This window comes from Peterkaempfera bronchialis, assembly GCF_003258605.2.
Classification (GTDB): Bacteria; Actinomycetota; Actinomycetes; order Streptomycetales; family Streptomycetaceae; genus Peterkaempfera; species Peterkaempfera bronchialis.
The window spans coordinates 206,661-220,002 of record NZ_CP031264.1 but is presented as its reverse complement, the minus strand read 5'-3'; the positions used below and the strand labels follow the sequence as shown (position 1 = coordinate 220,002).

Annotated in this window: 12 protein-coding genes; 4 read left to right on the top strand and 8 right to left on the bottom strand. The window is 72.3% G+C overall.

Going from position 1 to position 13,342, the window contains the following annotated elements:
- The first annotated feature begins 74 nt into the window (after window positions 1-74).
- Complete coding sequence (locus tag C7M71_RS00950) at window positions 75-794, top strand: GntR family transcriptional regulator (protein WP_114914118.1); 720 nt, start codon at window positions 75-77, stop codon at window positions 792-794.
- A 163-nt stretch (window positions 795-957) separates the two neighbouring features.
- On the opposite strand, the gene C7M71_RS00945 is transcribed toward C7M71_RS00950, so the two are convergent.
- The 7 genes from C7M71_RS00945 to C7M71_RS32840 all read right to left on the bottom strand — a co-directional run bounded on the left by C7M71_RS00945 (window position 958) and on the right by C7M71_RS32840 (window position 6,978).
- Window positions 958-2,031, bottom strand: coding sequence for an LLM class flavin-dependent oxidoreductase (locus C7M71_RS00945; RefSeq protein ID WP_111494469.1), 1,074 nt, complete (start codon window positions 2,029-2,031; stop codon window positions 958-960).
- Window positions 2,032-2,037: 6 nt separating this feature from the next.
- Window positions 2,038-2,973, bottom strand: a complete 936-nt coding sequence (locus C7M71_RS00940; protein ID WP_111494467.1) for an ABC transporter substrate-binding protein — start codon at window positions 2,971-2,973, stop codon at window positions 2,038-2,040.
- 4 nt (window positions 2,974-2,977) lie between these two features.
- Window positions 2,978-3,766: an ABC transporter ATP-binding protein gene (locus tag C7M71_RS00935; protein WP_111494465.1), complete on the bottom strand. Its 789-nt coding sequence runs from the start codon at window positions 3,764-3,766 to the stop codon at window positions 2,978-2,980.
- Complete coding sequence (locus C7M71_RS00930) at window positions 3,763-4,626, bottom strand: ABC transporter permease (RefSeq protein ID WP_229758451.1); 864 nt, start codon at window positions 4,624-4,626, stop codon at window positions 3,763-3,765. The genes C7M71_RS00935 and C7M71_RS00930 overlap by 4 nt, the downstream gene beginning before the upstream one ends.
- Window positions 4,623-5,648, bottom strand: a complete 1,026-nt coding sequence (locus C7M71_RS00925) for an NrtA/SsuA/CpmA family ABC transporter substrate-binding protein (protein WP_111494461.1) — start codon at window positions 5,646-5,648, stop codon at window positions 4,623-4,625. Before C7M71_RS00925 ends, C7M71_RS00930 begins: the two co-directional genes overlap by 4 nt.
- 37 nt (window positions 5,649-5,685) lie before the next feature.
- Entirely contained in the window at window positions 5,686-6,720 is a 1,035-nt protein-coding gene (locus C7M71_RS00920; protein WP_114914117.1) for an ABC transporter substrate-binding protein, read from the bottom strand.
- A gap of 150 nt (window positions 6,721-6,870) precedes the next feature.
- Window positions 6,871-6,978, bottom strand: coding sequence for a putative leader peptide (locus C7M71_RS32840; protein WP_322975136.1), 108 nt, complete (start codon window positions 6,976-6,978; stop codon window positions 6,871-6,873).
- A gap of 129 nt (window positions 6,979-7,107) precedes the next feature.
- On the opposite strand from C7M71_RS32840, the gene C7M71_RS00915 reads away from it, so the two are divergent.
- The gene (locus tag C7M71_RS00915; RefSeq protein ID WP_111492297.1) at window positions 7,108-7,914 is read left to right on the top strand and encodes an IclR family transcriptional regulator; all 807 of its coding nucleotides are present in this window, start codon (window positions 7,108-7,110) and stop codon (window positions 7,912-7,914) included.
- A 78-nt stretch (window positions 7,915-7,992) separates the two neighbouring features.
- Here the strand turns inward: C7M71_RS00915 and C7M71_RS32835 are convergent, their stop codons facing one another.
- Window positions 7,993-11,061 carry a S8 family serine peptidase gene (locus tag C7M71_RS32835; protein WP_322975135.1) on the bottom strand — a complete coding sequence of 1,023 codons (3,069 nt, stop codon included), beginning with the start codon at window positions 11,059-11,061 and terminating at the stop codon, window positions 7,993-7,995.
- 305 nt (window positions 11,062-11,366) lie between these two features.
- On the opposite strand from C7M71_RS32835, the gene C7M71_RS00905 reads away from it, so the two are divergent.
- Both C7M71_RS00905 and C7M71_RS00900 read left to right on the top strand, forming a co-directional pair.
- Window positions 11,367-12,233 carry an ABC transporter substrate-binding protein gene (locus tag C7M71_RS00905; RefSeq protein ID WP_111492295.1) on the top strand — a complete coding sequence of 289 codons (867 nt, stop codon included), beginning with the start codon at window positions 11,367-11,369 and terminating at the stop codon, window positions 12,231-12,233.
- Entirely contained in the window at window positions 12,233-13,339 is a 1,107-nt protein-coding gene (locus C7M71_RS00900; protein ID WP_111492294.1) for an amino acid ABC transporter permease, read from the top strand. The genes C7M71_RS00905 and C7M71_RS00900 overlap by 1 nt, the downstream gene beginning before the upstream one ends.
- The last annotated feature ends 3 nt before the right edge of the window (window positions 13,340-13,342 follow it).

Below are 13,342 nucleotides of genomic sequence, written 5' to 3'. Positions count from 1 at the left end.
CAAGAGGTTCTTTCGGCTGGCGGGGACTAGGATGAACCGGGGAACGGCAGAACGTCGGCAGCGAAAGGTGCGAGATGGCGCAGACCGGGTGGGGCAGGAGCATCGGGGCCGGGGACAGGTCCCTGCGCGACCAGGTCTACGAGGCGCTCCGCGAGCTGATCATCGAGGGGCAGCTCGCACCCGGCCAGCGGGTGGTCGAACGCAACCTGGCCGAGGAGTTCGAGGTCTCCCGCATTCCGGTCCGCGAGGCCATGCAGCGGCTGGAGGCGGAGGCGTTCCTCACCACCCTGCCCCGGCGCGGCACCATCGTGTCCCAGGTCGGGGTGGAGGACACCGCGCACTTCTTCGACGTCCGCGAACACCTTGAGGCGCTCGCCGCAGACCTGGCCGCACGGCATGCCGACCCGGCGGGCCTGCGCCGGCTGGAGCAGTTGCTCGCCCGCGCCCGGCGGGCCGCCGAGCGCGGACGGGCCCGCGACGTCGCCGCGCTCAACGCCGACTTCCACCGCCAGATCGTCGTCCTGTCCGGGAACCCGCTGCTCCAGGACCTCATGCAGCCGCTGGACGGGCGGCTGCGCCGGCTCTTCCGGCTCACGGCGGAGCCGGGGGACGGGCCGCTGATGTGCGGTGAGCACGAGGAGCTGTTCCACGCCGTGCGCGCGGGCGACCCGGAGACCGCCGCGCACCTCGCCCGGCGCCATGTGGCCAACACCCGCGCCACGGCCCTGGAGATCCTCGCGGCCCGGGCCGCAGCGGACGGGCAGCAGCCGCAGCCCGCCACCGCCGGTCGCTGAACGCCTACTGACCGGGCGGGGCGCTACTGCGGTCGACGGGGCCGGGGCGGCGGTCGCCCTGCTGCTGCTCGCGGCCCGGCTGCGGCGCGAGCGCGACTGACCGCAGCGGTGGGGCGCGGTGCGGCCGGACCCGGTCGGGCCGGGCCGCACCGCGCGGGGGCGGTCAGCCGGTGACGCCCAGGGCGGGCAGCACCGTCTCGCCCACCCGGTAGGCCTCTTCGAGCAGCGGGTTGCCGGAGAGAATGAAGGTGTCCACGCCCAGCGACTCGAACTCCTGGAGCCGCTCCACCACCTGGGCGGTGGAACCGACCACGGCGGTGCCGGGCCCGGGCCGGAAGAGGCTCATCCCGGGCCACAGGTTGGGGTAGGTCTCCAGCTCGCGGGCGTGGGCCGGGACCCGGCCGCCGTGCTGGCGGAACTGCCGCTGCCAGCCCACCCCGTCGGCATCCCGGGCCTCGCCCAGGCGGGCGGCGTAGGTGGCCTCGCTGGTGACGTCCAGCAGCCGGTCGGCCGCCGCCCACGCCGCGTCCTCGGTGTCGCGGACGATCAGGTGCAGCCGCAGCCCGATGCGCAGGGTGCGGCCGTACGCGGCGGCCCGTGCGCGGACCCGGTCCAGCTTCTCCTTGAGCTGCGGTACGGGCTCGCCCCAGGTGAGGTAGACGTCCACCTGCTCGGCCGCCATCTCGATGCCCGCCGCCGAGGAGCCGCCGAACCAGAGCGGGATGTGCGGCCGCTGCACCGGAGGCACCTCCCGCAGGTCGGCGCCGGCGTCCCTGAGCTCGTAGAAGCGGCCCTTGTGGTCGAAGACCTCGCCTGCGGTGAGCCGCTTGACCAGCGACCAGTACTCCGTGCTGAGCGCATACCGCTCGTCGCCCTCCAGGTGGAGGCCGTACTGGGCGAGGTGCCGGGTGGAGCCGTTGACCACATTGAAGCGCAGCCGCCCGCCGAAGAGATGCTCGAAGGTGAGGGCCTGCTTGGCCAGCAGGGTCGGCGAGATCAGCCCGGGGTGGACGGCCAGCAGCGGTTTGAACCGGGTGCTGGTGGCGGCGGAGAGGGCGCTGCCCAGGGCCCACACGTCGTACAGGTCGGTGGCCAGCAGCGCGCCGGTGAAGCCGAGGCTCTCCACCGCCCCGGCCAGCCGCTGGAGATAGCGCAGATCGACGGGGCGGCGGCCGGCCGGCTCCCAGGGGTAGCCGCCTTCGCGGGGGATGACATACCAGAGGACTTCGGTGGCCATCGCAGGTCAGCCCTCCCGGCCGGTACGGGAGGCGGCGACGCGCTCCAGGGCCGCCGCCACGGGCGCCCGCAGGGCGTCCACCGAGGCATCGGCGGTGCGGATCGGCCGGGCGGTGAAGCCGACCGCGTGCAGGATGTCGGCGGCCTCCTGCTGCTCGGCCAGGAAGGCGTCGGAGACGGGCTCCAGCCGCCAGGGCAGCAGCCGATGCGCCGTCTCCCAGTCGTCTGCGCTGCCGCCCAGGTCCGCCGCGACCGCCTCGGCGGCCTCCCGGGGGTGGGCCGCCGCCCAGTCGTCGGCCCGCTGGAGGGCCGCGGCGATCGCGGCGACGACCTCGGGCCGCTGCTCGGCCAGGTCGCGGCGGGCGAAGAAGACGGAGCGGTCAGTGATCACCTCGGCGGTCGGCAGCAGCACCCTGAAGTCCCCGGACCGCAGGGCGGCGGCCAGGTCCGCCTCCTGCGCGATCCAGCCGCCGATCTCGCCGGAGCGCAGCCGCTCGGCCGGGTGCCGCGCGGAGTCGTTGGGGCGCTGGGCGGTGATGTCGTCGCGGTAGGAGAGTCCGGCCCGGTCCAGGGCCTTGGCCAGCAGATGGGTCTGCCAGGAGCCGATGCCGAGCACGACGGTGGTCCCCTTGAGGTCGGCGACCCGGTGCACCGGCCCGGCGGCGGCGACCAGCAGCGCGCCATGGCCGGGGCGGGGCGCGGAGACGGCGGTGTAGACGATGTCATGCCCGTCGGCCTGAGCGGTCACCGGCGGGGTGGAGCCGGTGCCGCCGAAGTCCAGGGTGCCGTCGGCGAGCAGCGCCCCGGTGCGGGTGCCGTCGGTGTAGCGGTGCCAGACGCCGGTCTCGCCGAGCGGCGCGAGCTCCTGGTCGAGCAGGTGGGGGAGGCGCGAGAGGTGGTAGAGGGAGGGGTTGGAGGCATGCACGCCGAGGGTGAGGGCCATGGGATCACGTCCTGTCGGGAGTGGTGGCGGGGATCGGGGTGGAGGTGACGCCGAGGTCGGCGAGCAGACGGCGGCGCAGTACGGCGAAGGCCGGGTCGGCGCTGTCACGGGGGCCGGGCAGGTCGGTCCGTACGTCGGTGATGAGTCGGCCGTCGCGCAGCACCAGCACCCGGTCGGCGAGCCGGACCGCCTCGTCGACGTCATGGGTGACCAGCAGGACGGCGGGGCGGTGGCGGCGGCACAGCTCGCCGACCAGGTCCTGCATCCGCAGCCGGGTGAGGGCGTCCAGGGCGGCGAACGGCTCGTCCAGCAGCAGCAGTTCGGGCTCGCGGAGCAGGGCGCGGGCCAAGGCGACACGCTGCGACTCGCCGCCGGACAGGGTGCCGGGCCAGGCGTCGCGGTGGCGCTCCAGGCCGACTTCGGCGAGGGCGGCGATGCCCCGCTCCCGGGTGCGGGCGCCGGACGGCAGGCCGACGGTGACATTGCCGAGGACCCGTTTGGAGGGCACCAGCCGGGGTTCCTGGAAGACCACGGTGCGGGACGGGGGGACCAGCACGGTGCCCTCGTCGGCGGCGTCCAGACCGGCCAGGATGCGCAGCAGGGTGGTCTTGCCGGTGCCGCTGGCACCGAGCAGCGCGGTGAACTCGCCGCGCCCCAGGTCGAGGTCGATACCGTCCAGGACGGCGCGGCCCCCGAAGACCCGGCGCAGACGGCGCAGCCGGACGGCGGTACCGGCGGTCTCGGCGGTCCCGGTGGCGGCGTCGGCGGCGTCGGCGGCGTCGGCGGGGCTCATCGGGCGGCCCCCGCCCGGCGCCAGGGTGCCAGCAGCCGCTCCAGGGTGCGGACGATCCCGTCGGCGGCCAGGCCCAGCACGCCGTAGATGATCACGCACAGGGCGAGGATGTCCGTACGGGCGTAGTTCTGCGCCTGGGCCATCAGATAGCCGATCCCGGCAGTGGAGTTGATCTCCTCGGCGGCGACCAGGGCGATCACGGAGAGCGTCATGGAGAGCCGCAGGCCGGCCAGGACCGAAGGCAGTGCAGCGGGCACCACGACCTGCCGGACCAGGGCGATGCCGTGCAGGCCGAAGGTCCGCATGGCCTCCAGCAGCCTGGGGTCGGTGGTGCGCACCCCGCTGGCGGTGTTGACGTACATGGGGAAGGTGGTGGCGACCGCGATGAGGATCACCTTGGACGCCTCGTCGATGCCGAACCAGACCATGAAGAGGGGCGCCAGCGCGAGGAAGGGCAGGGTGCGCAGCACCTGTACGGCGGAGTCCAGCAGCTGGTCGCCGAGCCTGCTCAGGCCGGTGACGATGCCCAGCAGCAGCCCTGTGCCGGCGCCGAGCAGCAGCCCGAGGCCGGAGCGGGTGAGGGAGACCCGCAGGGCGTCGGCGAGTTGGCCGTTGCCCCACAGTTCGCCGACCGCGCGGACCACGTCCGGAGGCGAGGCCAGTACGTCCGGGGTGAGCACCCCGGTGGCGGAGGCCGTCCACCAGCCGGCCAGCAGGGCCAGCGGGCCGACCGCGCGCAGGGCGGCGGCGAGTCTGCCCCGGGCGGCGGTGTGCCTACGGGGTGGCAGCGGCGGCACCAGGCCGGGCGGCGGCTCCTCCGGCGACCGGCCGGAGACCGGGGTGGCGAGCAGGGCGGTCACGATCCGCCCCCGGTGACCTGGTCGGCGGCGATCAGGTGGGGCCGCACGTCGATGGGGGCGGGGATGACCCGCTGGTCGAGGAAGAACCGGGCGACGGTGTCGAACCGTTCGATCTCGGGCTCCCTGATGGGCTCGACGGTGGCGCCCTGACGTGTGATGTCCAGGGTGATCTCGCGCCTGCGTCCGCTGACGGCCTCCGGCCCGGCGTCGGTGAAGACATTGAGGTACTTCTCCGGTGACTTCAGCTCGGCGGCGCCGGCGTCGTGCAGATACCGGTAGAAGGCCCGGACCACCTCGGGATGCTGCTCGGCGAAGGCGGTGCGGACCGCCCAGACCGCGTAGTTGTCGGACTTCACGGCGGCGCCGTCGGCCAGGAAGTGGGCGCCGCCGGACAGGGCGGTGACCGAGAAGGTCGCCCAGGTCGCCCAGGCGTCCACCTGGCCCGAGTTGAAGACCGGGGCGGCCTGGTTGGCGACCAGGTAGACCCGCTTGACGCGGTCCACCGGGATGTTCTCCTGCTGGAGGGCCTTGAGCAGCAGGTACTCGCTGGTGCCGCCCTGGCTGACGGCGACCTTCCGGCCCACCAGGTCCTTGACGGTGCGGATGCCGGAGCCGTCCTTGACCAGGATGCCCTCGCCCGCCTTGTCGGGCGCGGTGGCCGCGAAGAGCTTGAAGCCGGGCTTCTGGGAGAGTGCGGTGATCGCGGAGGTGATGGAGCCCTGGGCGACATCGAGCTGACCGGCGTTCAGCTCCTGTGCGGCGGGGGCGAAGGGCCCGGCGCTGCCGGTCCAGGCGACCTTGGCGTGCACCGTGGCCAGGGCGGCGGCGAGGCTGCCGTCCTTCTTGCCGAGCGCCAGGGGGCCGGAGTTGCCCGGGTCGGGAACGCGCAGGGTGACCTGCTCCGCTGCGGACCCCGCCCCGGCGGCGGAGACCTGCGGGTCGGAGGAGCCGCAGGCGGCGGTGGCCAGCAGCGCTGCCGCCGAAAGCAGGGCGGCGGTGGTGCGGAGGGTGCGGGCGGTCATGGGGGTGTCCTTCTCGGGTGTCGGTGCGGGGGCGGGGTCATCCGGCGTGACGGCGGGCGGCGGCGGTCTCCCGGGCGCGGCGCAGCGGCTCCGGGTCGGACCAGGCCCGGACGTCGACGGGGGCGTCCAGGAACCCCTGGCCGTGCAGGAACCGCTCCTGCCGGGCCAGCAGCTCCAGGCGCTCCTCGGAGAGGTCGAGGTGGAGGGTGCGGTGGCCGCCCGCCCGGTAGGCGGCGGCGACGCCGCTCGGTCCCGCGCCGGTCTCGGCACCGAGGATGCGCGCGGTACCCGCCGGGTTCTCCGCAGCCCAGTCGGCCGCCTCCACCAGGACGGCCAGAAAGCGCGCCACCAGCTCGGGGTGGCGGTCCAGCAGGTCCTGGTGCACCGTCAGCGGGCGCGGGGTGCCGTTGTTGACCCGGGCCCGGCGGTCGGGCAGGTCGTCCAGGTCGACCGCGACCACGGCGCCATGCCGGGTGGCCGCCTCGGCGGCGAGGGCGCCCTTGGCGTACACCGCGTCGACCTCGCCGGCCAGCAGCGCCCGCAGTTCGGACTCCCACTGGCCCTGCCCGGCGTCGGCCAGCACCTCCACCGGGTGGGCGTCGGCGAGGGTCAGGCCGGCCGAGGCGAGCGCCCCCGTGAAGCCTGCCAGCGCCATGGCACGCCAGAAGTCGATGGCGAGGCGGTGGCGGGGCACCGCCAGGCGCCGGCCGCGCAGCTGCTCGGCCGACCCGAGGCCGGAGTCGGGGCGGACCAGCACCACCTGCCGCTCCTCGATCCAGCTGAGGCCGAGCAGCCGGGTGGCCTCGCCGCGTGAACGGGCCCACAGCGCGGGGACGTTGCCGCCCTCGCGGAGCAGCCCGGGCAGCGCATGGGTGTAGTGGTGATCCCGGGCGACCTCGGCCGGGGCGTCCTGAAGGGATCGCACGGTGATCCCCTCGGGGGCGAACTCGGCGGTCAGCAGGCCGAGTTCGGCGGCGATCCCGGTGGCGGTGGGCACCGGGCAGCGGGTGAACCACAGCTCGCCGAGCCTGGCCGGGGTGGCGGGCGTGGCGGCGGGGGTGGGGGTGGGCATGCGGCAACTCCGTACGGCAGGGCGGAGCGAACCCTCGGCCGGGGCGCGACGGGGCGCGGCAGGGCGGGGCTCGACAGGGGCGGGACGCGGCGGCAGGGCGCGGCGGCGGGGCAGAAGGCACGGGGCGGAGGCCCGGCCTGCGGCGAGGGGTCAGCGACAGCCGGTGGCGGCGACGCGGACCAGGTCGATATGGCGCCGCACGGTGAGCAGCGGCGCGGCCGGCCGGTGGGGGAGGGCATGCGGCAGCCGGTACGGCATCTGCGGCTCCTCCTCTCCACATGGTGGGAACCAGTGGTCCCGAATGGCTCCTCGCCGATGATGCTCTCACGTCAGTATTGCCACATTGTGAAAACCCTGGCGTCCCGGCGGAGCTGGCACACTGCCCCTATGGATGGATCAGCAGCACCCGAGCAGCGCCCCTCCGGCGCCCAGGCCGTCCACCGAGCCCTGGGCGTGCTGGCCTGCTTCCGCGACGACGGCCCGGAGTTGAGCGCCTCCCACCTGGCACGGCGGCTCCACCTGTCGGTCTCCACCACCCACCGCCTGGCCCGCACCCTGGTCAGCGCCGGCTTCCTGGAACAGGGCCCCCGCAGCTCCCGCTACCGGCTCGGCCCCGCCGTCACCGAACTGGGCCGGCTCTCCTACTACCAGCGCGGTCTGCACCTGGCCGACCGCGAACTGGAGGTGCTGGCCGAACGCACCTCGACCACCGCCGACCTGGCCATCCGCAACGGCCGGCACGCCGTCATCGTGGCAGGTGGCTCCGTACCCGCCGACTCCAGCGCGGGACTGGCCCGCCCGCTGCACTCCACCGCGCTCGGCAAGGTGCTGCTGGCCTGGGCCCGCCCAGGAGAGGACGACCTGGAGGCGCTGGGGCCGCTCCAGGCGCACACCGGCCGCACCATCGTGGACCTCGGCGAGCTGCGGGCCGAACTGGAACGGGTGCGGGCCGCCGGCCATGCGCTCAACGACGGCGAGTCCGCCGCCGGGGTGCGCACCCTCGCGGTCCCGATCCTGGACGCCTCCGGGCAGGTGCACAGCGCGCTCGCGCTGCGGGCCACCCCCTCGGTGATCACCGATGAGCGCATCCCGTGGTTCCTCGCCATGGCGCGGGGCGCCGCCGCCGGACTGGAGGTCCTGCTGCTCCCTCCCGAGCAGCGCCGCCCACCCGAGCCTCCCGCCGCCTCCGGCTGACGGGACCTCGGGGAATGGCAGAGGGCGGGGCCGCTGTGGACCCCGCCCTCCCTGGTACTTCTGTCAGCCGGTGTTGTGTCAGCCGGTGGCCACCTGGACGGTGGTGCTGCCCAGCAGCGCCGAGCCGTCGTCGTAGGAGACCGTGCCGAGGTAGCGCTTACCGGTCGCCAGGCCGGACCAGGCCAGCGTGAAGGAGGCGGTGCCGCCGATCTTCACCTTGGCCGTGGCCGGGCTCAGGGTGGTGCCGATCGCCGAACCGTCCCCCAGCACCCAGGAGTTGACGGCCACCTTGGCCGCACCTCCGGTCGACGGGGCGGAGTAGAGGTGGGCGAAGAGCACCCAGTCCCCGGCGCTCGGGTCGGACACCTGGATCGCCTCGTCCGAGCCGTCGTTGGCGCTGGTGGCGGTCAGGGTGAGCGCCCCGGTGGCCGACTGCTTGTAGAGGTACAGGTCCACGTCGGTGTCGGCCGGGTAGTCCGACGCGAAGGTGGCGAGCCGCAGCGCCTTGGTCCCGGCGGGCACCGTGACGGTCTGCGCGGCGACCTGGTCCGAGGCCGCCGGGCGGCTGGAGGTGAAGCCGCCGCCGTTGGCGTTCTTCAGCGCGTACGTGGTGACGTCGGCGGCCTTCAGCCCCCGGACCTTGGCGTTCATCGTGCCGGCGTAGCCGGCCTGCGCCTCCAGCGTGACCTTGCCCGACGCCTTGGCCTGGGCGACGTTCACGGCGGCCGGGGCGGCGATGGCCACCGCCTTGACCGCGATCGGGCTGCGGACCACATGCCGGCCGTCGGTCAGGGTGAGCGAGCCGAAGGCGTAGCTGCCCAGCGGCGCGGTGGTGCGGGTCAGGGTGACCTTGAACTCCTTGGACGCACCCGGCTTGAGCGTGAGGGTGCTCGGGCTGACCTTGGCGGTGAACCCGGCCGGAGCCGAGACCCTGACGTCATAGGTGGACTTGTCGGCCGCCACGTTGGTCACCTCGCGGTACACCGTCTGCGAACCGGCCAGGGCGCCGATCGCGATGGACGGGTAGTTGAGGTCGCTCGGGTCGGTCTTCTTGACCTTGTCGCAGCTCTTGGCCTTGGTGTCGGCGGGCAGCTGCTGGCCGATGGCGCAGATGTACTTCTGCCAGTCCTTCCAGCCGGAGTCGTAGACCAGGCCCGGGTCGAACGCCTTCGGCGGGTCCACGTGGCCGGCGCCGAAGTTGAGCGGGGTGGCGTTGGAGCCTGCGGCGTCCTTGATCGGGGCGCCCTGGTTGTCGCTCTGGTACGCCGTGGTCATCAGCGCGGACTTCACCTCGGCCGGCGACCACTTGGGGTTCTTGGAGATCAGCAGGGCGGCGATGCCGGCGATGTGCGGGCTGGACATCGAGGTGCCCGACATCACGCCGAACTGGTTGCCCTCGGAGGACACCGGGGCGACACCCGCGATGACATCCACCCCGGGTGCGGTGATGTCCGGCTTGAGCAGGTCGCCGTTGCCGGCCAGCGCCGGGCCGTAGGAGGAGAACCCGGCCATCTGCGGCGCCGGGGCCTTGTAGACCTCCGAGGCCGAGAGCGAGGCGGTGGCGCCGGAGGAGGCCGCGTAGGCCGCGATCTGCGGTCCGGCCAGGTGGTCGACGTGCACCGTCGGCACATAGTGGAAGTCGGCGTTGAGGGAGTTGGCCGAGGGGTTCCACAGCACCAGCCCGGCACCGCCGGCCTGCTGGACCGCGCGCGACTTGTCGACGCGGTCGTTGGTGCCGCGCTTGCACACCACGATCCTGCCGGCCGTCTTGACCGGGTCGAGGGTGCCGGAGAAGCAGAGCTCGACCTCGCTCGGGTCGGCACCGGCCTTGCCCACCGCCGAGGAGTTCACCAGCGGGGCGGAGGGCACGGCGGCGCCGACGCCGACACCGGTGAAGGTGCGGCCGTCGCCCAGCGTCAGGGTGGTGCGGTAGCCGCGGTCATGGGTGGACGCGGCGACGGTCATCTCCCACGGGGCGTTGTGGGCGACCGTGCTGGCGCCCTTGTCCCCGTCGTTGCCGGCCGAGGCGGAGACGAACACGCCCGCCCGCGCGGCATTGAAGAAGGCCGACTCGACGGAGTTCACCGCAGAGGTGGTGGAGCCGGAGATGGAGTAGTTGATGACATCCACACCATCCGCGACCGCCTGGTTGATGGCGGCCACCGTGTCCACGCTGGCGCAGGAGTTGCCCCCCGCGTAGTCGATGCTCCAGCAGACCTTGTAGACGGCGAGCCGGGCGGCCGGTGCCATACCGGTGGCCTCGCCGACCGAGCCGCCGTTGATCGACGCCGGCACGCCGTGGTCGCCGGCGGCGGTGGAGGCGGTGTGGGTGCCGTGGCCGCCGTAGTCGCGCGGCGAGTCGTACTCCTCCGGTATCGCCTTGACGCCCTGCCGGTAGTAGTGGGCACCGATCACCTTGTTGTTGCAGGTGATCTTCGAGGAGGTGCCGCTGTCGCAGCTGCCCTTCCACTTGCGCTTGATGAGCTTGGCGTCCGGCCGGGGCTCGGGCAGCGGCGCGAAGAGCGGGTTGTCCGGTGAGTAGCCGGAGTCGACCATGCCGATCACGACGCCCTCGCCGGCGTGCGCATCGCCGCGGAACTGCCGCTCCCAGGCGCCGCCCTGGCCGGCCAGACCGAGGAAGTCGGCGGTGGAGACGGTGTCCAGCGTGAGCAGCTGGTTCTTCTCCAGGGCCGCCACCCCGTCCTCGGCCGCGAGCTTGGCCGCCTGCTTGGCGGTCAGGTTCGCGGCGAAGCCGTTGAAGGCGTAGTCGTAGGTGTAGAGCGGCTGCACGCCGGGCACCCCGGCCAGCGCCTCGCGGCGCTGCTTGTCGAGGTGGGCGCGGTAGGACTTGGTCGCTGCGGAGTCGGGGTCGACCTTCTCCCCGGGCTCCGGGCGGGTGGCGGCCAGGCCGCTGATCTCGCCTTCGTAGGAGGCGACGGGGGCGTCGTCCAACTGGACGATGTACAGGCCGTCGGTGAACGCGGCGCTGTCGGCGCCGGGTCCGCTCTGGTCGGAGCCGGTGATGACCTGCTCCCGGTCAACGGGTGCGGCGGCCTGGGCGGGTATCGCCCCGGCGAAGACGGTCGCACCGGCGACGGCTGGGCCCAGGACCAGGCCGATCAGCCGGGACCTGTGACGAAACACCACGGTGAGGATCCTCCCTGGATCAGTACACACATACGGATGTGCAGTGCATGTCATATAGGAGCAGATGACAGGAGGCTGCGCCAGGGCTTGATCAGTTGCCGTCAGGTCACGCTGCGGCAGCGTCAGGGGGCGGCCGGGGCGCTTGGTCTCCGATTGATCACGGTCGAAATCAGCTCTAGGCAGCCCACCGGCCGTCGTGTAGCGTGACGGCCACATCACTGAAATGTCAGTGGAATACCACTGATGTCGGGGGACTTGGCGCCGACTGGCCGACGCCGAAAAGGTCCTACGAGACGAGGTGCTAGGTGAAGAAGTCGCTCTGGTCCGGCATTGCCGCTGCGGTCGCCGGACTGCTCGCGCTCACGGGTTGCTCAGGCCATCCCTCGGAGGCCGCACCGGGAAAGGGGTCGTTCGGGGACTGCACGGTCACCGACAACCCGCCGATCCACAAGATGGACACCATTCAGAGCGGTGCGCTCACCGTCGCCGCATCGCTGCCCTACCCGGCCGGTTACCGGGGCAACACGCTCGACTCCGTCGACGGCGGCTATATGTACTGCCTTGACGCGGAGATAGCGAACCGGGCCGGTCTCAAGAAGATCCACCTGGTCAACGCCTCCTTCGAAGCCCTGGTGACAGCCAAGGCATCGAACTTCGACTTCGCGGTCTGGGACATCTACAACACCCCGGAGCGCCGCAAGGTCGTGGATTTCTCGACCCCGTACAACACCTATGAGACGGGCGTCCTGGTCAAGACGGGATCGAAGCTCACCCAGGACTCCATCAAGAACGCGACCGTGGGCGTGCTGGCCGGGTCGGTGCAGCTGAAGTTCGTCGACGACACCTTGAAGCCCCGGAAGGTACGGGTCTTCAACTCCAACGACGACCTCTTCAACGCCCTGCTCGCTGGCCAGATCGACGCGGCGCTGAACGACACCGCGACCGTCATGCCGAGGGCCGCGAAGTCGGGCGGCAAGCTCGAAGTGCTCGGCAAGTACCCGGTCGGCGGCGATGTCGCCGCCCTCTTCCCCAAGGGCTCGTCCAAGGTCGAGGCGGTCGATCTGATCCTCGCCGACATGAAGAAGGACGGAACCCTCAAGGCCATCATGGACAAGTGGCTCAACCCGATCCTCGGCGGTGACCCCACCAAGCTCCCCGACTGGAGCTCCTGATGGCGGACACCAGGACCTCCCGAAGAGAACCCGCCGTAGCGGAACTCCCCGACGCCCAGGAGCCCTCCCCGGCCCGGCCGCTCTCCACCGCCAAGTACCTCGGCAGCGCGGCCGTGCTGGCCCTGCTGGCGGTGGTGCTCTGCTACCAGTTCGTCGGCACCGCACTCACCCCGGCCGGACCGCTGCACCTCCTCCTGGGCATCGTCCTCCCGGTCCTGCTCCTGGGCGGCCCGCTGCTGGCCGCCTACCGCCGGAGCAAGCTGTCGGACCGGGAATGGGACGAGCGCCGCTACACCGAGGCGCGGGTCTCCGCCGCCCGGTCCAGGAACGCATCGATCTCCTCGCTCGGCCTGACCGGATTCGTGGCCGTCGTCGCACTGGTCGGACTGCTGGTCTTCACCAATGACGGCGCGGTGCAGAAGACGTTCTTCAACGTCGACTTCATGACCGGCAGCCTCGTCGACATCTTCAAGGCGCTGGTCGTCAATGTCGAGATCGCCGTCGGCGCACAGATCCTGGCGATGGCCTTCGGACTCCTCCTCGCCATCGGAAGGCTGCTGCCCGACAAGGGGTTCTGGCCGGTCCGGGCCCTCTCCATCGCCTACATCGACATCTTCCGCGGCATTCCGTCCGTGGTCCTGATCTACCTGGTGTGCTTCGGACTCCCGCTCACCGATGTCCCGGTCCTCAGCAAGGGCGACCCCGTCGTCTATGCGATCGTGGCGCTGGCCCTCACCTACAGCGCGTACAACGCCGAGCTGTACCGGGCCGGAATCGAGTCCATCAACAAGGGCCAGACCTCGGCGGCGCTCTCCATGGGACTCTCCCAGGCGGACGTGCTCAGATTCGTCATCCTGCCGCAGATGTCGCGGAACATCGCCGCCCCGATGCTGAGTCAGTTCATCGGCCTCCAGAAGGACACCGCACTGGTGATCGTCGTCGGCATCATCGACGCGTTCAGCCAGGCGAAGATCTACTCGGCGAATGACTTCAACCTCTCTGCGGTGACCGCCGTGTGCTTTGTGTTCGTCCTCATCACCATCCCGCAGACCCGCTTCGTCGACTACCTGCTGGCTCGCTCCGGCACAAAGCTGAAGAAGGTCTGAGCA